The organism is Pseudomonas sp. AU11447 (assembly GCF_001672555.2).
GTDB classification, from domain to species: Bacteria; Pseudomonadota; Gammaproteobacteria; order Pseudomonadales; family Pseudomonadaceae; genus Pseudomonas; species Pseudomonas nitroreducens.
This window is the reverse complement of record NZ_LZDG02000089.1, coordinates 291,150-311,276: the sequence shown is the minus strand read 5'-3', so window position 1 is coordinate 311,276 and position 20,127 is coordinate 291,150. Positions and strand designations below refer to the sequence as shown.

20 protein-coding genes are annotated in these 20,127 nt (G+C 65.9%); 4 read left to right on the top strand and 16 right to left on the bottom strand.

Annotation, left to right across the window (positions count from 1 at the left end):
• The first annotated feature begins 138 nt into the window (after positions 1 to 138).
• Positions 139 to 1,704 carry an alkyl hydroperoxide reductase subunit F gene (gene ahpF, locus A6723_RS29285; RefSeq protein WP_054910280.1) on the top strand — a complete coding sequence of 522 codons (1,566 nt, stop codon included), beginning with the start codon at positions 139 to 141 and terminating at the stop codon, positions 1,702 to 1,704.
• Between the two features lie 178 nt (positions 1,705 to 1,882).
• Here the strand turns inward: ahpF and cls are convergent, their stop codons facing one another.
• The 14 genes from cls to zur all read right to left on the bottom strand — a co-directional run bounded on the left by cls (position 1,883) and on the right by zur (position 14,222).
• Positions 1,883 to 3,316, bottom strand: a complete 1,434-nt coding sequence (cls, locus tag A6723_RS29280) for a cardiolipin synthase (RefSeq protein WP_054910279.1) — start codon at positions 3,314 to 3,316, stop codon at positions 1,883 to 1,885.
• A gap of 42 nt (positions 3,317 to 3,358) precedes the next feature.
• The gene (locus A6723_RS29275; RefSeq protein WP_054910278.1) at positions 3,359 to 4,756 is read right to left on the bottom strand and encodes an amidase; all 1,398 of its coding nucleotides are present in this window, start codon (positions 4,754 to 4,756) and stop codon (positions 3,359 to 3,361) included.
• Positions 4,757 to 4,849: 93 nt separating this feature from the next.
• On the bottom strand, positions 4,850 to 5,431 hold the full coding sequence (locus A6723_RS29270) for an alpha/beta hydrolase (RefSeq protein ID WP_054910277.1): 582 nt from the start codon (positions 5,429 to 5,431) through the stop codon (positions 4,850 to 4,852).
• A 118-nt stretch (positions 5,432 to 5,549) separates the two neighbouring features.
• Positions 5,550 to 6,203 carry a gamma-glutamylcyclotransferase gene (locus tag A6723_RS29265; protein ID WP_024766995.1) on the bottom strand — a complete coding sequence of 218 codons (654 nt, stop codon included), beginning with the start codon at positions 6,201 to 6,203 and terminating at the stop codon, positions 5,550 to 5,552.
• A gap of 409 nt (positions 6,204 to 6,612) precedes the next feature.
• On the bottom strand, positions 6,613 to 7,014 hold the full coding sequence (locus A6723_RS29260; RefSeq protein WP_024766994.1) for a biopolymer transporter ExbD: 402 nt from the start codon (positions 7,012 to 7,014) through the stop codon (positions 6,613 to 6,615).
• A gap of 1 nt (position 7,015) precedes the next feature.
• Positions 7,016 to 7,732 (bottom strand): MotA/TolQ/ExbB proton channel family protein, encoded by a 717-nt coding sequence (locus A6723_RS29255; RefSeq protein WP_024766993.1) that lies wholly within the window; start codon positions 7,730 to 7,732, stop codon positions 7,016 to 7,018.
• A gap of 49 nt (positions 7,733 to 7,781) precedes the next feature.
• A complete protein-coding gene (locus tag A6723_RS29250; RefSeq protein ID WP_037016173.1) occupies positions 7,782 to 8,591 on the bottom strand; it encodes an energy transducer TonB in 810 nt (269 codons plus the stop codon).
• 431 nt (positions 8,592 to 9,022) lie between these two features.
• Positions 9,023 to 9,805: a MetQ/NlpA family ABC transporter substrate-binding protein gene (locus tag A6723_RS29245; RefSeq protein WP_024766992.1), complete on the bottom strand. Its 783-nt coding sequence runs from the start codon at positions 9,803 to 9,805 to the stop codon at positions 9,023 to 9,025.
• A 40-nt stretch (positions 9,806 to 9,845) separates the two neighbouring features.
• On the bottom strand, positions 9,846 to 10,511 hold the full coding sequence (locus A6723_RS29240) for a methionine ABC transporter permease (RefSeq protein WP_024766991.1): 666 nt from the start codon (positions 10,509 to 10,511) through the stop codon (positions 9,846 to 9,848).
• Positions 10,508 to 11,518 carry a methionine ABC transporter ATP-binding protein gene (locus A6723_RS29235; protein WP_054910276.1) on the bottom strand — a complete coding sequence of 337 codons (1,011 nt, stop codon included), beginning with the start codon at positions 11,516 to 11,518 and terminating at the stop codon, positions 10,508 to 10,510. Before A6723_RS29235 ends, A6723_RS29240 begins: the two co-directional genes overlap by 4 nt.
• 192 nt (positions 11,519 to 11,710) lie before the next feature.
• Positions 11,711 to 12,097 (bottom strand): hypothetical protein, encoded by a 387-nt coding sequence (locus A6723_RS29230; protein ID WP_054910275.1) that lies wholly within the window; start codon positions 12,095 to 12,097, stop codon positions 11,711 to 11,713.
• Between the two features lie 37 nt (positions 12,098 to 12,134).
• Entirely contained in the window at positions 12,135 to 12,923 is a 789-nt protein-coding gene (gene znuB / locus A6723_RS29225) for a zinc ABC transporter permease subunit ZnuB (protein ID WP_017521234.1), read from the bottom strand.
• Positions 12,916 to 13,716, bottom strand: coding sequence for a zinc ABC transporter ATP-binding protein ZnuC (znuC, locus tag A6723_RS29220; RefSeq protein ID WP_054910274.1), 801 nt, complete (start codon positions 13,714 to 13,716; stop codon positions 12,916 to 12,918). Before znuC ends, znuB begins: the two co-directional genes overlap by 8 nt.
• A complete protein-coding gene (zur, locus tag A6723_RS29215) occupies positions 13,716 to 14,222 on the bottom strand; it encodes a zinc uptake transcriptional repressor Zur (RefSeq protein WP_017521236.1) in 507 nt (168 codons plus the stop codon). Before zur ends, znuC begins: the two co-directional genes overlap by 1 nt.
• A gap of 70 nt (positions 14,223 to 14,292) precedes the next feature.
• Here zur and znuA point away from each other — a divergent pair, with 70 nt between their 5' ends.
• The 3 genes from znuA to A6723_RS29200 all read left to right on the top strand — a co-directional run bounded on the left by znuA (position 14,293) and on the right by A6723_RS29200 (position 18,551).
• A complete protein-coding gene (gene znuA / locus A6723_RS29210) occupies positions 14,293 to 15,234 on the top strand; it encodes a zinc ABC transporter substrate-binding protein ZnuA (protein ID WP_054910303.1) in 942 nt (313 codons plus the stop codon).
• 465 nt (positions 15,235 to 15,699) lie between these two features.
• A complete protein-coding gene (locus A6723_RS29205) occupies positions 15,700 to 17,847 on the top strand; it encodes an adenosylcobalamin-dependent ribonucleoside-diphosphate reductase (protein WP_054910273.1) in 2,148 nt (715 codons plus the stop codon).
• Positions 17,848 to 17,864: 17 nt separating this feature from the next.
• Positions 17,865 to 18,551 (top strand): NrdJb, encoded by a 687-nt coding sequence (locus A6723_RS29200; protein ID WP_054910272.1) that lies wholly within the window; start codon positions 17,865 to 17,867, stop codon positions 18,549 to 18,551.
• Positions 18,552 to 18,783: 232 nt separating this feature from the next.
• Here A6723_RS29200 and A6723_RS29195 read toward each other — a convergent pair whose 3' ends face one another.
• Positions 18,784 to 19,734 carry a homoserine kinase gene (locus A6723_RS29195; protein ID WP_054910271.1) on the bottom strand — a complete coding sequence of 317 codons (951 nt, stop codon included), beginning with the start codon at positions 19,732 to 19,734 and terminating at the stop codon, positions 18,784 to 18,786.
• 34 nt (positions 19,735 to 19,768) lie between these two features.
• The gene (locus A6723_RS29190) at positions 19,769 to 20,056 is read right to left on the bottom strand and encodes a DUF2782 domain-containing protein (protein WP_024766803.1); all 288 of its coding nucleotides are present in this window, start codon (positions 20,054 to 20,056) and stop codon (positions 19,769 to 19,771) included.
• Positions 20,057 to 20,127 lie beyond the last annotated feature (71 nt).

Below are 20,127 nucleotides of genomic sequence, written 5' to 3'. Positions count from 1 at the left end.
ACAGCGCTTCCCCCACCGTTTTGCAGTACCCCGAGGATGCCTACCGGCATCCTCCCTGCCTAAAGCCAAAAGCGTGCGTAGGGTGGGCCAGAAGGCTCGCCGGGGAACCCCTTTGCTCAAATTCCGAGGATCTGGATCATGTTGGACGCCACTCTTAAAACCCAGTTGAAGGCCTACCTGGAAAAGGTTCAGCAGCCGTTCGAGATCGTCGCTTCCCTCGATGACAGCGACAAATCCCGCGAACTGAGCGAACTGCTGCACGACATCGTCGGCCTGACCGACAAGATCACCCTGCGAGAAGATGGCAGCGATGCCCGCAAGCCGTCGTTCTCGCTGAACCGCCCGGGGGCGAACATCGGCCTGACTTTCGCCGGTATCCCCATGGGCCACGAATTCACTTCCCTGGTGCTGGCGCTGCTGCAGGTCGGCGGCCACCCGTCCAAGCTCGAGGCCGATGTGATCGAGCAGGTCAAGGGTGTGCAGGGCAAGTTCGAGTTCGAAACCTACTTCTCGCTGTCCTGCCAGAACTGCCCGGACGTGGTGCAGGCGCTGAACCTGATGGCCGTGCTCAACCCGAACATCCGCCACGTCGCCATCGACGGCGCGCTGTTCCAGGATGAAGTCGAGCAGCGCCAGATCATGTCGGTGCCGAGCATCTACCTGAACGGCGAAGTGTTCAGCCAGGGCCGCATGGGCGTGGAAGAAATCCTCGCCAAGATCGACACCGGCGCCGCTGCCCGCGAAGCCGAGAAGCTGTCGGCCAAGGAAGAGTTCGACGTACTGGTCGTCGGCGGTGGCCCGGCCGGCGCTGCGGCTGCCATCTACGCCGCCCGCAAGGGCATCCGCACCGGCGTTGCCGCCGAGCGTTTCGGCGGCCAGGTGCTGGACACCATGGCCATCGAGAACTTTATCTCGGTGACCGAGACCGAAGGTCCGAAACTGGCTCGCCAGCTCGAAGAGCACGTCAAGCACTACGAAGTCGACATCATGAACCTGCAGCGCGCCAGCGCGCTGATTCCAGCCAAGAGCGTCGGCGGCCTGCACGAAGTGCAGTTCGAGGGCGGCGGCAGCCTGAAGGCCAAGTCCGTGATCCTGGCCACCGGCGCCCGCTGGCGTGAAATGGGCGTGCCGGGCGAGAAGGAGTACAAGGCCAAGGGCGTGTGCTTCTGCCCGCACTGCGACGGCCCGCTGTTCAAGGGCAAGCGCGTGGCGGTGATCGGCGGCGGCAACTCCGGCGTCGAAGCGGCCATCGACCTGGCCGGTATCGTGTCCCACGTGACCCTGCTGGAGTTCGACAGCAAGCTGCGCGCCGATGCCGTGCTGCAGCGCAAGCTGTTCAGCCTGCCGAACGTGGACGTGATCACCAGCGCGCTGACCAGCGAAGTGAAAGGCGATGGCCAGAAGGTCACCGGCCTGGTCTACAAGGACCGCAACTCGGAAGAGTTCAAGTCCATCGAGCTGGAAGGCATCTTCGTGCAGATCGGCCTGCTGCCCAACAGCGAATGGCTCAAGGGCACCATCGAGCTGAGCCCGCGTGGCGAGATCATCGTCGATGCCCGTGGTGAAACCTCGCTGCCCGGCATCTTCGCCGCCGGCGACGTGACCACCGTACCGTACAAGCAGATCGTGATCGCGGTCGGCGAAGGCGCCAAGGCGTCGCTTTCCGCCTTCGATCACCTGATCCGCTCCTCCGCGCCAGCCTGATGACCTCGCGCTAGAGAAAGAAACGCCCGGCTCACGAGAGTGAGTCGGGCGTTTTCTTTTGTGCGGCAAAAGCATTCGCGAGCAAGGACTAGGCGTCCCCCTCGGTCCTACGAAGTGCGAGCCCACCATGAGCCTGTAGGAGCGAGCTTGCTCGCGAACATGGCCCGCACCAGAGCCTTCAGAGAATCGGCGACACCAGCCGCGCCACCCGCATCCCCAGTTGCTGCAGCCGGTGCACGCGCCTGCGGTCGTCCAGGGTCATCTCCACCGACTGGGCGAAGTCCTCTTCCAGCATGGCTTCCACGTCGCGGGCGAAGCCTTCGTCGACGGTGATCACCATGATCTCGAAATTCAGGCGGAACGAGCGGTTGTCCAGGTTGGCGCTGCCCACCGCGGCGCTGTCGTGGTCGATCAGCACCACCTTCTGGTGCAGGAACCCTGGCTGGTAGCGGAATACCCGCACGCCAGCACGCACGGCCTCCAGCGCATAAAGGCTGGAGGCGGCGTATACCGTCTTGTGGTCCGGCCGCGAGGGCAACAGGATTCGTACGTCCACGCCGCGCAGCACCGCCAGGCGCAAGGCAGCAGCGACGGCTTCGTCCGGGACGAAGTAGGGCGTGGTGATCCACACCCGCTCAACCGCCGCGTTGATCGATTCGACGAAGAACAGCGAGCAGGTTTCCTGGGTGTCCGCCGGGCCACTGGGAACGACCTGGCAAAGCATCCCGGCGTCGTCGTAGCCATCGGGCAGGATCAGTGTCGGCAGGGTATGGGTGGCCCAGAACCAGTCCTCGGCGAAACACTCCTGCAGGCACGCTACCGCCGGCCCGCGCAGCTCGATGTGAGTGTCGCGCCAGGGCGCCAGCGGCGGCTTCTCGCCCAGGTACTCGACACCGACGTTGTGCCCGCCGACGAAGCCGCGCAGGCCATCGACGACCACTATCTTGCGATGGTTGCGGAAGTTCACCTGGAAGCGATTGATCATCCCGCTGCCGGTGCTGAACGCATGCACCTGCACGCCGCCCTGGCGCAGCTTGTCGATGTAACGGCGCGGCAGCGAGTGGCTGCCAATGCCGTCGTACAGCAGGAACACGTCGACGCCATTCGCCGCGCGCTCCAGCAGCAGCTGCGCCAGGCGCTGGCCGAGGGCGTCGTCGCGGATGATGAAGAACTGCACCAGCACGACCTTCTTCGCCGCCGAGATGGCTTCGAACATCGCATCGAAGGACGCCTTGCCGTTCACCAGCAGGCGCACCTCGTTGTTCGCCAGCGTCGGCATGCGCGCCAGCCCGACCATCGCCTTGAGCGCCTTGTAGCCATCGTACTGGCGGGCGGCGAGGGCCTCTTCCACCCAGGGGCGCCAGTCCAGTTCGGCGGCGGCCACGTGCATCTCCTCGTTGGCTTGCCGGCGCGCGCCGATGTAGGCGTCGAAGCGGCTGCGGCCGAAGACCAGGTAGGGCACCAGGGTCAGCAGCGGCATGAATACCAGCGAGGTCGCCCAGGCAATGGCGCCCTGCGCGGTGCGCACGCTGAGCACGGCATGGACCGCAGCGATGATCCCGAGTAGCTGGACCACCACCAGGAAGTGGGCGATGTAGGCAGAGTAATGCATGGGCGCGCGATCGGTTCCTTGTGGTCGGCGATTGGGCTGAGCTTAGCTGGCTGCCGGATACTGCGGCCAACGGTGGATGGGGCCGCGCCAATGTTCGTAGGCCTTGCCCAGGCGCAACACCTCGACGTCGGCGAAGCGCGGGCCGACGATCTGCAGGCCGATGGGCATGCCTTCGGCAGTGAAGCCGCAGTTGATTGAGAGTGCCGGTTGCTCGGACATGTTCCATGGCACGGTAAAGCCGATGTGCTCGAAGGGCTGCGCCGGGTCGTTGGTGGGTGAGGCCCACTCGGCGGGGAAGGCGGCGACCTGGTTGGTCGGCGAGAGCAGGAAGTCGATCTCGTGGAATTGCTCGGCGGCCCGGCGGCGCATCTCGAACGTCTGGTTGAAGCCGCGTACTGCTTCGGCACCGCTCACCGCCGCGCCGCCCTCGGCCCACTGGAAGATGTAGGGCAGCACCTTGGCCTGGCGGTCCGCCGGCAGGTTCTCCAGCTCGGCCCACAGGCGCGCGCGCCAGAACCTGTCCAGGCCCTCGAGCAGCTCGCGGTCGAGGATCGGCCGAACCTCGATGATTTCCGCGCCGGCCTCGGCGAACTGTCTTGCGGCGGCTTCCACCGCAGCGCACACCTCGGGCTCGGGGCGCAGGCCGCAGCCGGGGTCCAGCTGCAGGCCGATGCGCAGGCCGCGCACCTCGGCGTAGTCGATGTGCCAGTCGAGATCGGCTGGCGGCAGGGCCGTGGCGTCGCGCCAGTCGGGGCGTGCCAGGTGCTTCATCATCAGCGCCGCGTCGTCCAGCGTGCGGGTCATGGGGCCGGCGCAGCGCCCTGTGAAGTAGGGATCGATGGGGATGCGCCCCAGGCTCGGCTTGAAGCCGACCAGCCCGCACCAGCCCGCCGGCAGGCGCACCGAGCCGCCAATGTCGGTGCCGATGTGCAGCGGCCCGTAGCCGGCCGCGGCCGCCGAGGCTGCACCGGCGCTGGAGCCGCCCGGATTCATGCGCAGGTCCCAGGGGTTGCGGGCCAGCTTGTGGAAGCTGGAAAGCCCGGAGGAGAGCATGCCGAAGTCCGGCACCGTGGTCTTGCCCAGCAGGATGGCGCCGGCCTCGTTCATCCGCGCGGCGGGCGGGGCGTTCCCGGTCGCCGGTTGCAGGAGGGTGGCGGCGCTGCCCTGCGGAATCGGGTCGCCGGTGGTGGCGATCAGTTCCTTGATGGTCACCGGTACGCCGTCCAGCTCGCCGCAGGGCGCGCAGCGGATCCAGCGCGCCTCGGAGCGCCGTGCCTGCTCGATCGCTCGCTGCGGGTCGAAGGCATAGAGGGCGCAGAGCTGCGGTTCCCAGCGTTCGATATGGGCGATCAGATGGTCGAGGTACTCGACCGGGGAAAGCTGGTGCGAGCGGTAGAGGGCAAGCAGTTCGACGGCGGACAGATCGTGCAACGGTGGCATGGCGGTCTCCGGCGGGGGCTGTGCCTCACCCTAACCGAATCCGCGCGCCGAGGGGATGGGGTGCGGCACTCATGCCGCACCCGCTTGCGTGGCTCAGGCGCGCTGACGCGACTGCTGGTCGATCAGGTACTGCAGGCGATACAGATGACGGTAGCCCGCTTCCCAGGCGCCGTGGCCGGATTTCACGTTGATGTGCCCGGCGGAAGGCAGGATCACGGTTTCGGCGCCCCAGGTGCGACCCAGCGCCATGGCGCGCTGCGGGCTGCAGGCGGCGTCGTTGTCCGAGCCCACCAGCACCGTCGGGAACGGCAGCGTCTGGGCGGCAATGGGGGCAAAGTTGCGCAGCGCGTCGTGGCAGGTTTCCCGTTCCACATCCGCTGGCGCAACCAGCAGGGCGCCGGATACCCGGGCCAGCGCGCGGCGGTCGGCGCGGGCCGCCCAGGTGGCGACGGTGACGCAGCCCAGGCTGTGGGCGATCAGCACCACGCGGCCGGGCTCGCGGCGGATTTCGCGGTCGAGTTCGGCGACCCAGTCGGCACGTTGCGGGGTGATCCAGTCCTGCTGCTGCACCCGCGCGGAGTTCGGCAGGGCGCGCTGCCAGTGGCTCTGCCAATGGGCGTCGTCGGATCCGTGCCAGCCCGGCACGATCAGGTAGCGGATGCGGTCGTTGCGCATGGAGCGGCCCTCTCGAATCGTCATGAGAAGGCATTCTAGGGAGGGTTTTAATATTCGTTAAGGAATAAGAAATTCTTTGCTTATGCAGTATTTAAGCTAAACGAATGGCTATAAGCGGTTATTCCTGCGCCCGGCGCAACGGGCAGCAGCGCGCCAGGATGCCTTCCAGATTGAGGTCGGGCATGGCGTATTCACGCAGTGCGCGGGCGGTCTGCTCGACGTAGTCGCGGGTGGTGCCGAAGTGGCCCTGGGCGCTGGCCAGCACGTGCTCGACGATGTTGTCGGGCAGGGAGCCAGCGTAGCTGGGCAGGTGGCGTTCGAGGACGAAGCCCAGGGCGCGCACGCGCGTGCCGTCGTCGAGGCGGCAGTTGAGCCATTCCGGGCGATAGGAGGCGTAGGGCATCTCCCTTTCCCAGAGCGCGTAGAGGTTGGCGTCGAGGTGATCTTCCGGCAGGCGGAAGGCGAAGCCTGAGCAGGAGCCGCCGCGATCCAGGCCGAGTACCAGGCCGGGTGCTTCCGGGGTGCCGCGGTGGGTCAGGGACCACAGGTAGAGCCCGCGATGATAGCCGTGCACCCGCGCGCGGCGAGCTTCGGCCACCGGGAACTCCGGGCGCCAGATCAGCGAGCCGTAGGCGAACAGCCACACCGGGCCGGCGCCATGTTCGCTCATGGTGATATCGAGCGAGGCGCGCAGCTGTTGTGGTGTGAAGCGTTCCGGCACCCCCAGTGTCGGCGGATAAAACGGGCCTTCCGAAGCGGGAGACGATGTCATGCGGTACCCCTCAGGTCTCCGAACTGTCTTCAACTTAGTGGAAGAGCGGCGGCCACGGAAGGGCCTGAAAGGCATAGGTTTATTGCCGAGGCGGGGATGACGACGAACGGCGGAGGCGAGGCTGTGGATGTTAGCGCCAAAGCCCGTCTCCCTTAAGGGAGAGGGAGCCGATTGGCGTTGCCGGGAGGTACGGGGTTCCGCTTGATGCCATTCAGTCCCCTCTCCCTGCGGAGCGGGGCGCGCAGCCAGGGTTAGGGAGAGGGTGCTACCGGCGGCTCGGCCCCTGGGAATCGCGAATAAAAAAAGGCCGCTCACCCCTGCCTGAGTATTGGGAGAGCGGCCTTGAAGCTCGGTACGTTGTGGAGGTCCCTTTCTACACCCGCTCTGTTTCAGGTGTCTTACAGGTGCCTCAGCGCGCGGTAATGACCGCCAGTTTGGTAATCCCGGCCTTCTCGATGGAGGCCATGGCCTTGGCCACCTGGCCGTAGTTCACGGTTTCGTCGGCCTGCAGTTGCACGCGGACTTCGGCGTCCTTGGCCTTGGCCGCCGCCAGATTGCTTTGCAGCAGGTCCGGCTGGATCTCGTCCTTGTTGATGAACCACTTGCCGGCGCCGTCGATGCTCACCACCAGCGGGTCCTTCTGCTCCGGCGGGGCGACCGCCTCGGTCTTGGGCAGGTTGATCGGGATGGCGTTGGTCAGCAGTGGCGCGGTGACGATGAACACCACCAGCAGCACCAGCATCACGTCCACCAGCGGGGTGACGTTGATCTCGGAGAGAACCTCGTCGCTGTCCTGGGTCGAGAAGGCCATGTCAGCTCGCCTCCTTCACGCTGGCGCCGGCAGCCGGCTTGCGTGCAGCGGTGGGCAGGGCGACGACGCGGAAGGCGCTCTTCTGCGCGAGGCTGTAGAAGTCGTGGGCGAAGTCGTCGAGGTCAGCCGCAGTGAGCTTCAGGCGACGGAGGAAGTAGTTGTAGACCAGCACCGCCGGCACGGCGACGGCGATACCCACGCCGGTGGCGATCAGCGCGCTGCCGATGGGGCCGGCGACGGTTTCCAGGCTGGCCGAGCCGGCCGCACTGATGCCCTTGAGCGCTTCCATGATGCCCCAAACGGTGCCGAACAGGCCGATGAAGGGCGAGGTGGAGCCGATCGAGGCGAGCACGGCAAGGCCCGACTCCAGGGAGCGGCGCTCGCGCTGGATCTGCTGGCGCAGGGCGCGCTCAAGGCGGTCCTGGTGGTTGATCGACTGGGCCAGGTCCGGCTGGCCGTTGTCCTGTACCTGGATGGCGGCAAAGCCCGCCTGGGCCACACGGGCGCCGGCGCCGGGCTTGCCGGCGGCCTGGTCACCGGCGGATTCGAGGCTGGTGGCGCTCCAGAACTGCTTCTGGAAGCGCTTGTCCTGGGACTTCTGGCGGGTGAACTGGACGCCTTTCACCAGGGCCAGCGCCCAGGTGACGACGGAGAAGCCGACCAGCAGCCAGATGACTGCGCCTTCGACGGATTCCAGGGGGTTCAGGGGCAGACTCATGGGTGTTCTCCTTCCGCGATTCTTGTGCGGCTGATCTGGGCAAGTGGAATCAATGCAATTTGAAGTCGATGGGTACGCTGACCCAGCCGTCCTGGGCCACATCACCGCGCTTGGCGGGGACGAAGCTCCAGCGTTTCACTGCGCGCACCGCGGCATCGTCCAGGGCGTCGCGGCCGCTGCTCTTCTGCACCTGGATCTCGCTCGGGCTACCGCTGGCAAGCACGTGCACACGCAGCAGCACGGTGCCTTCCCAACCGCGACGCTGGGCCAGGGGCGGGTATTCCGGCGCCGGGTTCTTCAGGTAACCGGCGCTGGCCGAGGGCGGCGTCAGCGGGGCCGGAGCCGGCGCTGGCGGAGCAGGTGGCGCCGGTTGCGGCGGCGGAGTTTCAGCCTTGGGCGGTGCCGGTTGCTCGACCGGCTTGGGAACGGGCTTGGGAACCGGTTTCGGCTTGGGTTTGGGGATCGGCTTGGGCGGCGGCGGTTTCACCGCGTTTTCGTCCACCACCGGGGGTGGCGGCTCCTGCACCACTGGCTCGGGGATCGGCTCGGGCGGTGGTGGCTCAACTACCGGCGGTGTCGGCGCGGTGAATTCGATGGTCATCGGCGGCACCTGTGGCGGTACCTCCGGCAGCTTGGGCGTAGGCTGCTGGCTCAGCCAGTAGATCACCGCGCCGTGCAATGTCAGGGCGAACAGGCCGAGCAGCACGCCTTCGCGGCGGCTCAGCGCGCGGGCTTTCGCCGGCACGTGGCGGCCCAGCTCCAGCGCGTGGCGCAGCGGGCGGCCGAGATCGACCAGGTCGCCGCCGGGCACGTGGCGCAGGAACGCATCCGGCGCGAGGGCATGCTGGGGTTGAGCCATGAACGATCTCCTTGCAGGTCTGCGCGGCTCTGCGTCGCGCTTGAAACGGACCTGCATGATTGGTGGAGCGTCTTAGCTCTTGAAGTGATTATTTTCGTTATTGAAATAACTTTCTGAACTATATGGTTTTGCTGGGTCGCTGCAGGCCGCGCCATTCGCGCCTTTGAGCGAAATCGAAAAAAACCGATGCCTTTGCGGCATGGAAAATATGCAGGGAAGGTTGGCGAAAATTTGTCCAGAAGCGCCGAAATAGACGGTTGCCTGTAGGAGCGAGCTTGCTCGCGAACGGGATTTTCAGGCCGCTCCGGAGCTGGGCGGGTTCGCGAGCAAGCTCGCTCCTACCAAAAACCAAAAACCAAAAACCAAAAGCCGAAAACGAAAAAGCCCGGTCATTCGACCGGGCTTTTCAGCGGGTGAAGCTGCGTCGGCGATCAGAACGCCGGAACGACGGCACCCTTGTACTTCTCGAGGATGAACTGCTTCACCTCGGGGCTGTGCAGGGCGGCGGCCAGCTTCTGCATGGCGGCGCTGTCCTTGTTGTCCGGGCGGGCAACCAGGATGTTCACATAGGGCGAGTCGGCGCCTTCGATGGCCAGCGCGTCCTTGGTGGGGTTCAGCTTGGCTTCCAGGGCGTAGTTGGTGTTGATCAGGGCGAGGTCGACCTGGGTCAGCACGCGCGGCAGGGTGGCCGCTTCCAGCTCACGCACCTTGATGTTCTTCGGGTTCTCGACGATGTCTTTCGGGGTCGCGGTGATGGACTTGTTGTCCTTGAGCTTGATCACGCCGGCCTTGTCCAGCAGCAGCAGGGCGCGGCCGCCGTTGGTAGCGTCGTTGGGGATCACCACGGTAGCGCCCGAGGGCAGCTCTTCGAGCTTCTTGAACTTGGTGGAGTAAGCGCCCAGCGGCTCGATGTGCACGCCGGTGACGGCGATCAGGCTGGTGCCCTTGGTCTTGTTGAACTCATCCAGGTACGGCTGGTGCTGGAAGAAGTTGGCGTCCAGGCGCTTCTCGGCGACCTGGGTGTTGGGCTGCACGTAGTCGGTGAACTCCTTCACCTTCAGTTCCACCCCTTCCTTGGCCAGGATGGGTTTGACGAAATTGAGGATCTCGGCGTGCGGCACCGGGGTGGCGGCGACGGTCAGGCTGTCGGCAGCCTGGGCCAGCGGGGCGGCGATCACGGCGGCGGCAGCGAACGCGGCGAACAGTTTCTTCATGGTTGGCTCCTTGGCGGCCCGCATCCGGCGGGCCTTGTGGTTATTTGCGGGAATAGTGGACCACCAGCTTGTCGCCGACGGTCTGCAGGATCTGGACGAGTACCACCAGCATCACCACGGTGAGCAGCATCACGTCGTCCTGGAAGCGTTGGTAGCCGTAGCGGATCGCCAGGTCGCCGAGGCCGCCGGCGCCAACCACACCGGCCATCGCGGTGTAGGACACCAGGGTGATGGCGGTGACCGTGATGGCGGCGATGATGCCCGGGCGGGCTTCGGGCAGCAGGGCGTTCCAGATGATCTGCCGGGTGCTGGCGCCCATTGCCTGGGTGGCTTCGATGATGCCCTTGTCCACCTCGCGCAGGGCGGTTTCCACCAGGCGCGCGAAGAACGGCGTGGCACCCACCACCAGCGGCGGGATGGCCCCGGCGACGCCCAGCGAGGTGCCGACCAGGATCACCGTGAGCGGGATCAGCACGATCAGCAGGATGATGAACGGCAGCGAGCGCAGCACGTTGACGATGAACGCCAGCACGCCGTAGATGCCGCGGTTGGCGAACATCTGCTTGGGCCCGGTGAGGAACAGCAGCACGCCTAGGGGCAGGCCGAGGATGACGGTGAACAGCAGCGAGCCTCCGAGCATCCAGAAGGTGTCGAGGCTGGCCTGGAGAATTTCAGACCAATCGATGTTTACAAAAAAATCGCTCATGCGCGCAGCACCTCCACATGGACTTCGGCGGCGTTCAACTGCGTCATCGCGGCCTCAATGTCACCGCCCACCAGGGACAGGGTGAGCTGGCCGTAAGGCTGGTCCTTGATGCGGTCGATGCGCCCCGCGAGGATGCTGTAGTCGACGCCGGTCTGGCGCGCGACGGTGCCCAGCAGCGGCGCGTAGGTCGCCTCGCCACGGAAGGTCAGGCGCAGGATGCGGCCCGGCACGTGGGCGAAGTCATCGTGCTGCTCGTTCTCGTCCACACGCTCGGCCTCGAAGACGAAGCGGCGGGTGGTTTCGTGCTGCGGGTGGAGGAAGACGTCGGCGACGTCGCCCTGCTCAACGATGCGCCCGGCATCCATGACGGCGACCTGGTCGCAGACCCGGCGGATCACGTCCATCTCGTGGGTGATCAGGACGATGGTCAGCTTCAGCTCGCGGTTGATCTCCGCCAGCAGTTGCAGGACCTGGCCGGTGGTCTGCGGGTCGAGGGCACTGGTGGCCTCGTCGCAGAGCAGGATGGTCGGCCGGCAGGCCAGGGCGCGGGCGATGCCGACGCGCTGCTTCTGGCCGCCGGACAGCTGTGCCGGGTACTTGCGGGCGTGGTCCTGGAGGCCGACGCGCTCGAGCAGTTCGTCCACCCGCGCGGTGATCTCGGCGGCGCTGAAGGTGCCGGCGAGCTTCATCGGCATGGCGATGTTGTCGGCGACGGTCTTGGAGGCCAGCAGGTTGAAGTGCTGGAAGATCATCCCGACGCGCTGGCGGAAGCGGCGCAGGCCGTCGGCGTCCAGGGCGGTGATGTCTTCGCCGTCGATGACGATGCGCCCGCCGCTGGGTTCTTCCAGGCGGTTGATCAGGCGCAGCAGGGTACTTTTACCGGCGCCGGAATGGCCGATCAGGCCGAAGACCTGGCCGCCTTCGATGGACAGGCGGGTCGGCTGCAGGGCCGGGATATCGCGTCCGGCGACGCGATAGGTCTTGTGGACGTCGTGGAATTCGATCACGTAGCGAACCTTGTGGGTACGGGGAGGCGCTGCCCGTTGCCGGAGCCGTTGGATGAACGAGTGCTGGCAACGAGCGTAGGCGGTCAGCCAAAACCGCGCATTTTAACCTGCTTTTTTATGGCTGATTAATCTTTGTTCAACTAACTACGGAACAAAAGGGAATAACCGGCGCCGCGAGCGGGCGCCTTGGGCTTACGGGGTGCAGGTCGGCTGGGCAGCCGGCGCCACGGGAGTGGCGGGCTTCTGCAGGCCGCTCACATCGGCGGCGACGCCGGGGGCGCGGGGCATCAGCGAGCGGGCGCGGGTCAGGGCGGTGGTGGCGCCGTTGACGTCGCCCTTGGCCAGGGCCTCGCGGCTGCGCTCCAGGTAGGCGTCGGCCAGGCGCTTGCGGCGCTCCGCGAGCTGGGTGGCGTCTTCCTGCTCGGAACCCAGCGCGAGCTGCGCGGATTCCAGACGGCCGGCGGCCAGTTCGGTCTCGAAGGCGCTGCTGCTGGTTGGGGTGGTCGCGGTGCTCTGGCAGGCCGCCAGGGCAAGCGCCATGGCCATCAGCGCGAACAGGCGGATGACGAACGACTTCATGCGTCAGGGTCTCTTTTGATCAAAAAATCGCCAAATTCTACACCGTCCGGCGCGGCAGGACAAAGCTCAGCAGGAACAGGGCTGCCGCGCTGACCACGATGGAGGGGCCGGCAGGAGTGTCCTTGAACCAGGACAGCGAGAGGCCGGCGCACACTGCCACCAGGCCGATCAGGCTGGCGCCGAAGGCCATCTGTTCAGGGCTGCGCGCGTGCCGTTGGGCAGCGGCGGCGGGAATGATCAGCAACGAAGTGATCAGCAGCACGCCGACGATCTTCATGGCCACGGCGATGACGATGGCGATCAACAGCATCAGCGCCAGGCGGATGGCGGTCACCGGCAAACCTTCGACCCGCGCCAGTTCTTCGTGCACGGTGATCGCCAGCAGCGGCCGCCACAGCCAACAGATCAGCCCTAGCACCAGGGCGCTGCCGGCGACTATCCACAAGAGGTCGGTCTGGCTGACGGCGAGCAGGTCGCCGAACAGGTAGGCCATCAGGTCGACGCGCACTTCCTTCATGAAGCTCAGCGTCACCAGGCCCAGCGACAGCGTGCTGTGGGCGAGGATGCCCAGCAGGGTGTCGGCGGCCAGCGGCTGGCGCTGCTGCAGGGTGACCAGCAGCACGGCGAGCAGCACGCAGCCGACAGTCACTGCCAGGGTCGGGCTGACGTCCAGCAGGAAGCCGAGGGCGACGCCCAGCAGGGCGGCGTGGGACAGGGTATCGCCGAAATAGGCCATGCGTCGCCAGACGACGAACGAACCCAGGGGGCCGGCGACCACCGCCAGGGCCAGCCCGGCGAGGAGGGCGTTGAGCAGGAAATCAGCCATGGTTGCAGTCGGGGCCGTGCTGGTGGACCGGAGTGAAGCGCGTGCCGGCGGGGAAGGCGGGTTTCACCACCTCGCCGTGCAGGTCGTGGGAATGGTCGTGGTGGTGGTGATAGACCGCCAGGCTGCGGGCATCCTGGCCGAACAGCTCGACGAAGGCCGGGTCGCCGCTGACCTGTTCCGGATGCCCGGAGCAGCAGACGTGGCGGTTCAGGCAGACCACCTTGTCGGTGGCGCTCATCACCAGGTGCAGGTCGTGGGAGACCATCAGCACGCCGCAGCCGAGGCGGTCGCGCAGGCGGCCGATCAGGCGATAGAGCTCGGCCTGCCCGGCGACGTCGACGCCCTGTACGGGTTCGTCGAGTACCAGCAGTTCCGGCTTGCGCAGCAGGGCGCGGGCCAGCAGCACGCGCTGCAGCTCGCCGCCGGAAACGCTCTGCAGCGGCTTGTCGATCACGTGCGCCGCGCCGACTTCCTTCAGCGCGTCGAGCGCCTGGGTGCGCTGCACACCGGGCACCAGGCGGAGGAAGCGGAAGACGGTGAGCGGCAGGGTCGGGTCGACGTGGAGTTTCTGCGGCATATAGCCGATGGACAGCTTCGGTGCGCGCCAGACGCTGCCGGTGTCGGGCTTGAGCAGGCCGAGTACGCTGCGCACCAGTGTCGTCTTGCCAGCGCCGTTGGGGCCGATCAGGGTGACGATCTCGCCGGGAGCAATGGTCAGGTCGACGTTCTGCAGCACCGCTTGGCCGGCGTAACTGACGCCGACGCCTTGCAGGCGGATCAGGGCGTCGCTCATCACGCCTCCCGCTGGCCGGGGGCGCAGGCGCCGCAGAGGCCGACGATTTCGACGGTCTGGGTTTCCACGGCGAAGCCGACGCCTTTGGCCCCGGCGACAATCGCCTCGCTGATAGCCGGTTGTTCCAGCTCGATGGCGGTGTGGCAGGCGCGGCAGATCAGGAACTGGCCTTCGTGGGCGTGTTCTGGGTGGGCGCAGCCGATGAAGGCGTTGAGCGAGGCGATGCGGTGCACCAGGCCGTTTTCCAGGAGGAAGTCCAGCGCGCGGTAGACCGTCGGCGGCGCCGCCTTGCGGCCGTCTTCCTCACTCAGCACGGCGAGGATGTCATAGGCGCCCAGCGGCTTGTGGCTCGCCCAGACCAGTTCCAGCACGCGCCGGCGCAGCTCGGTCAGGCGCACGCCCTGGCGCGCGCACAGCGCGTCGGCGTCGGCCAGGGCGCTGGCCACGCAGTTGGCGTGGTCGTGCGGGCGGCAGGCGAGGGGAGTCTTCGGGGCGATCTTGTACATGCGCGGCGACGCTCGGATTCAGAGACGTTATTATATTACTCTTTCATGTCTCCCCTGTGTGAGTGCCGCCGTGTCCTTCCGTCCCGTCGCCCTGCTGACCGCCTGCTGCGCGCTGCTGCTCAGCCTCCCCGTGCGTGCCGAGGTCAGCGTGCTGACCAGCATCAAGCCGCTGCAACTGATCGCCGCCGCCATCCAGGACGGTGAAGGGACGCCGGACGTGCTGTTGCCGCCGGGCGCCTCGCCGCATAGCTACTCATTGCGCCCGTCGGACATCCGCCGCGTGCGCGATGCGCAGCTGTTCTACTGGGTCGGCCCGGACCTGGAGAACTTCCTGCCCAAGGTGCTGGACAGCCGCAAGGGCCCGAGCGTGGCGCTGCAGGACCAGGCCGGCATGCACCTGCGCAAGTTCGCCGACTTCAGCGAGTCCAACCACCCGGACCATGACGATCACGATCATGACGACCTTGGCCATGATCACGACCACCGTCCCGGCATGATCGACGCCCACCTCTGGCTGCTGCCGGCCAACGCCCAGGTGATCGCCGCGCGCATGGCCGAGGACCTGGCCATCGCCGACCCGACCAACGCGAGCCGCTATCAGGCCAACCTGAAGGCCTTCGACGAGCGCATGGAGACGCTCAATACGCGCCTGAAACAGCGCATCGATCCGCTCAAGGGCAAGCCGTTCTTCGTCTTCCACGAGGCCTTCGACTACTTCGAGGAGGCCTACGGCCTGCGGCACGCCGGGGTGTTCGCGGTTTCCGCCGATGTGCAGCCGGGCGCCCGCCACGTCGCGGCCATGCGCACGCAACTGCAGAAGGCCGGCCCGTCCTGCATCTTCAGCGAACCGCCGATCCGCCCGCGCCTGGCTGACACCCTGAGCCAGGGCCTGCCGGTGCGGTTGGCTGAGCTGGATGACCTGGGCGTGAGTGTGAAGGTGGATGCGCAGGGGTACGAGAATCTGCTGGGCAACCTGGCGGATGAATTTGCGGGGTGCCTGGAGAAGCTCTGAGTCGGGCTACTGCCGTAGCTTCCCTGATCGTAGGGCGAATAACGCCTCGGGCGTTATCCGCCGCTGGGCTTCGGATGGCGGATAAAGCGTTCCGCTTTATGCGCCCTACGATACTGTCCGGAGCCCCCTGAACCCGACCCGAGCGTGGGAGCGGCCTTCGTCCGCGATAGGTCCGCCACGCGCCGGGAAATATCGCGGACGGAATCCGCTCCTACGACAGTCATCGTCGCGCCTGATCGTCGCACTATTCCTGCCTGAAATTTCCCTCCCGATGGGCGGCCCATGCCCCGCCAATCGTCGCCTTCGTGCATCTTTTTCAGCGTCTTCCGATCAACCGTCTATCGTGTGTAATGGTGCGAGTCAGGCACAAGATATTGATGCCGGTCAGTCTTCTGTGTCTACATATTGGGTCTACTCGCGCTTCTTTGCGCCCTGCCACCCAACCGACAGGAGGTTATTTCTCGGATGGCCAAGACCGATGCGCGCCCCCGTGGCGCCGACCAAGGAGTTCTCGCCCTGCAACCTGCCTCGCAGGATATCTGGGACAGCAAGTACCGCCTCAAGCACAAGAGCGGGAAACCCATCGACGGCAGCGTCGACGAGACCTGGCAGCGGGTCGCCCGTGCCCTGGCCGACGTCGAGGCGAACAAGGCACTGCGCGAGCACTGGTACGAGCGTTTCCTCTGGGCATTGCGCAACGGCGCGATCCCGGCCGGGCGGATCATCTCCAACGCCGGCGCCCAGGGGCACAAGCCGGCCACCTCGACCATCAACTGCACCGTGTCCGGAATCATCCGCGACTCCATGGACGACATCCTGGAGAAGGTCCACGAGGCCGGGCTGACGCTGAAGGCCGGCTGCGGCATCGGCTACGAATTCAGCACCCTGCGCCCGCGTGGCGCCTACGTTTCCGGTGCCGGCGCGCACACCAGCGGGCCGCTGTCGTTCATGGATATCTACGACAAGATGTGCTTCACCGTCAGCTCCGCCGGCGGCCGCCGCGGCGCGCAGATGGGCACCTTCGACGTCAGCCATCCGGACGTACGCGAGTTCATCCGCGCCAAGCGCGAAGACGGCCGCCTGCGCCAGTTCAACCTCAGCCTGCTGATCACCGACGGCTTCATGGCGGCGGTGGAGAACGACGAGGACTGGCCGCTTATCTTCCCGATTCACGAGAAGGAGCGCGACGAGGTCGACCTCAAGGACCCGGACGAAGTCGTCTGGCGCGACTGGCCGGTGCACGACAACTACCTGATCGGCGACGACGGCCGCGTGGCGTGCAAGGTCTACGGCCGGGTCAAGGCGCGGCACCTGTGGGACATGATCATGGTGTCTACCTACGACTACGCCGAGCCCGGCTTCATCCTCATCGACCGGGTCAACGAGATGAACAACAACTGGTGGTGCGAGGCGATCCGCGCCACCAACCCGTGCGGCGAGCAGCCGCTGCCGCCCTACGGCTCCTGCCTGCTGGGCTCGGTGAACCTGACCACCTTCGTAGTCGATGCCTTTGGCGGCAACGCACGCTTCGACTGGGAGCGCTACCGCGAAGTTGTCCGGGTGTTCACCCGCATGCTCGACAACGTGGTGGAGATCAACGGCCTGCCGCTGGAACAGCAACGTGCGGAAATCCTCGGCAAGCGTCGCCACGGCATGGGCTTCCTCGGCCTGGGCTCGGCGCTGACCCTGCTCAAGCTGCGCTACGGCAGCCCGGAAGCCTGTGTGTTCACCGAGGAAGTGGCGCGCGAGATGGCCCTGGTGGGCTGGGAAGTGGCGCTGGAGTTGTCCCGCGAGAAAGGCCCGGCGCCGGCGCTGGTCAAGGAATACGAAGTCACTGCCGAGATGCTGCGCAAGCGGCCGGAAATGAAGGCCGATGGCCTCAAGGTCGGTGACAAGGTCGCGGGGCGCGTCCTGCATGCCAAGTATTCGCGCTACATGCAGCGTGTCGCTGAGCATGCGCCGCAACTGATCGAGGAGCTGGCCGAGCACGGTGCGCGCTTCACTCACCACAGCTCCATCGCGCCCACCGGCACCATCAGCCTGAGCCTGGCCAACAATGCCTCCAATGGCATCGAGCCGAGCTTTGCGCACCATTACTCGCGCAATGTGATCCGCCCGGGTCGCAAGACCAAGGAGAAGATCTCGGTCTTCAGCTACGAATTGCTGGCCTACCGCGACCAGGTGGACCACCACGCTGTACCGGGCGCGGAGGAGGAGAAGCACCGCCTGCCGGAGTACTTCATCACCGCCGATGACATCACCCCGCAACAGCACGTGGACATCCAGGCCGCCGCGCAGAAGTGGATCGACTCGTCGATCTCCAAGACCGCCAACGTCCCCACCGACTATCCGTTCGAAGACTTCAAGGACATCTACCTCTACGCCTGGCGCCAGGGCCTGAAGGGCTGCACCACCTTCCGCTTCAACCCGGCGGCCTTCCAGGGCGTGCTGGTCAAGGAGTCGGACCTGGAGAAGACGGTGTACCGTTTCGAGCTGGAAGATGGCAGCGTGGTGGAACTCAAGGGCAATGAGGAAGTGGAGTACGACGGCGAGATCCATACCGCCGCCAACCTCTTCGATGCCCTGAAAGAAGGCTATTACGGCAAGTACTGATGCCCCTGGAGAATGCTATGAGCGTCAAGATCAACCAGAAGATCAAAGGCTTCCAGGTGGTGGACGTGGCCGAGGAAAAGGCCCGCGTGGAAGCCGCCGCGGCCGCCGCCGTAGTGAAGATGGATGAAACCCTGCAGCGGCCGGAATTGCTGGTAGGCGCGACCTACAAGATCAAGTCGCCGCTGTTCGAGCACGCGCTGTACGTGACCATCAACGACGTGGTGCTCAACCCTGATACCCCGTACGAGCAGCGTCGGCCCTTCGAGATCTTCATCAACTCGAAGAACATGGACCACTTCCAGTGGATCGTTGCACTCACCCGGATCATGTCCGCGGTGTTCCGCAAGGGCGGCGACTGCACCTTCCTGGTGGAGGAGATGAAGGCGGTGTTCGACCCGCGCGGCGGCTACCTCAAGCGCGGCGGCATCTATATGCCGTCGATCGTCGCCGAGATCGGCGCCGTAGTGGAGCGCCACCTGGTCGCTATCGGCCTGATGGAAGGCGCGCAGATGGACGAGGAGCAGCGCCTCTACCTCGCCGAAAAGCGTGCTGCCTACGAGGCTGCCCAGGGCACCAACAAGGCTGAACCCGGCGAAGGCTTCCCCGCCGGCGCGCAGTTGTGCGGCAAGTGCAACACCATGGCGGTGGTGCAGATGGATGGCTGTGCCACCTGCCTGAACTGCGGGCATTCGAAGTGTGGGTGAGCCGGAGCGACGCGACGTATACGTCGCGCCGGCGAACGCTTGGCCATGGATGGCCAGGCTGGGGCTGACCTTGAGTAGAGGATCAACGGCAGGGATGTCCGCTCCGGTTCAGATCTTCACTCCCGCATTACACCGGCCTGCTCTTTTGTAGGAGCGAGCTTGCTCGCGAACAGGCCCCGCAGCGGAGCTGGTTCGCGAGCAAGCTCGCTCCTACGAAGAGCCGTCGGAGCGTTTACAGCGCAAACGGCAAATGAATACCTACTGTCTGCCGCTGCGCCAGTCGGCGCTCGAACTCCTGCGGATCGTGGATCAGCACATCCTGCCCCGCAAACGCCTCGGCCGCGATCAGCCGCGACAGCCAGAAGCGCACGCACGCCACCCGCAGCATCTCCGGCCACAGCTCGGCTTCCAGCGCGGTAAACGGCCGCTTGGTCGCATAAGCCGCCAGCAGGGCGCGGGCGCGCGGACCATCGAGGGAGCCGTCGTCGTTGGAGCACCAGTCGTTCACGGTGATCGCCAGGTCGTAGAGCATCCAGCCGGAGCTGGCGTTATAGAAGTCGATCACCCCCGCCAGGTGCGGGCCATCGAACAGCACGTTGTCGCGGAACAGGTCGGCGTGCAGGTTGGCGCGTGGCAGTGCCGGTTGTTCGGCAAGCAGGCGGGCAATCTCTTCGAGTGCATCGCCCAACAGCGTGGCCGCAGCACCGGAGAGGTGCGACTGCATTGCCTCGCCCTCGTGCAGCATCCAGCTCAGGCCACGATCGCTGGGGCGCTCGATGATCCGCTCGCGGGTCGCCAGGTGCAGGCGCGCCAGCAGGTCGCCGACTTCCTGGCAGTGATGGTTGTTCGGCGAGCGCTCGTGGCGGCCGGCAAGGCGCGGTTGCAGCAGCGCCGGTTTGCCTTCGAGCTGGCGCAGGGCTTCGCCGTCCTTCGTGCGCAGTGCATAGGGCACCGGCAGGTCGGCTTCGTGCAGCACGTCGAGCAGTTCGATGAAGAACGGCATCTCCTGCACCGGGCCGCGCTCCACCAGGGTCAGGACGAATTCGCCCTGTTCCAGGCTGACGAAGAAGTTGCTGTTCTCCGATCCTTCCGCGATTCCACGAAAGTCGCGCAGGCGGCCGAGGCCGTAAGGGGCGAGGAAGTCTTCGAGAACCGGACGTTCCAGAGGCGTGAATACCGACATGCTCAATCCTCTGGAGCGTCGTGGTGGGAAGGGTTTACCAGCTGAAGATCTGCCACTGCGGAATCAGCTTGTCGGGCTGGTCCGAGCGGATGAAGTTGCCGTCGCTGCCGTCCTGGCGCACCAGGAAGTACGGCTTGCCGTGCTTGGGCACGACCTTGATGGCGTAGAGGAAGCCGTTCACACGGTATTCCTGGATGGTCTTGTCGCCCTCCTGGCGGATGGTCACATCCGGTTCCGGCGTCGGGGCGTCGTCCGCCGCCATGACGGAAGTCGCGCCAAGACCCAGTAGAGCGGCGAGCAACAGGCGGTTCAACGTACGCATGATAACCTTGTCCCTTTGTCGAATTGGCTACGGACATTTTAGCCCGAGCCCTTCTGAAAAGGTTGATTCCC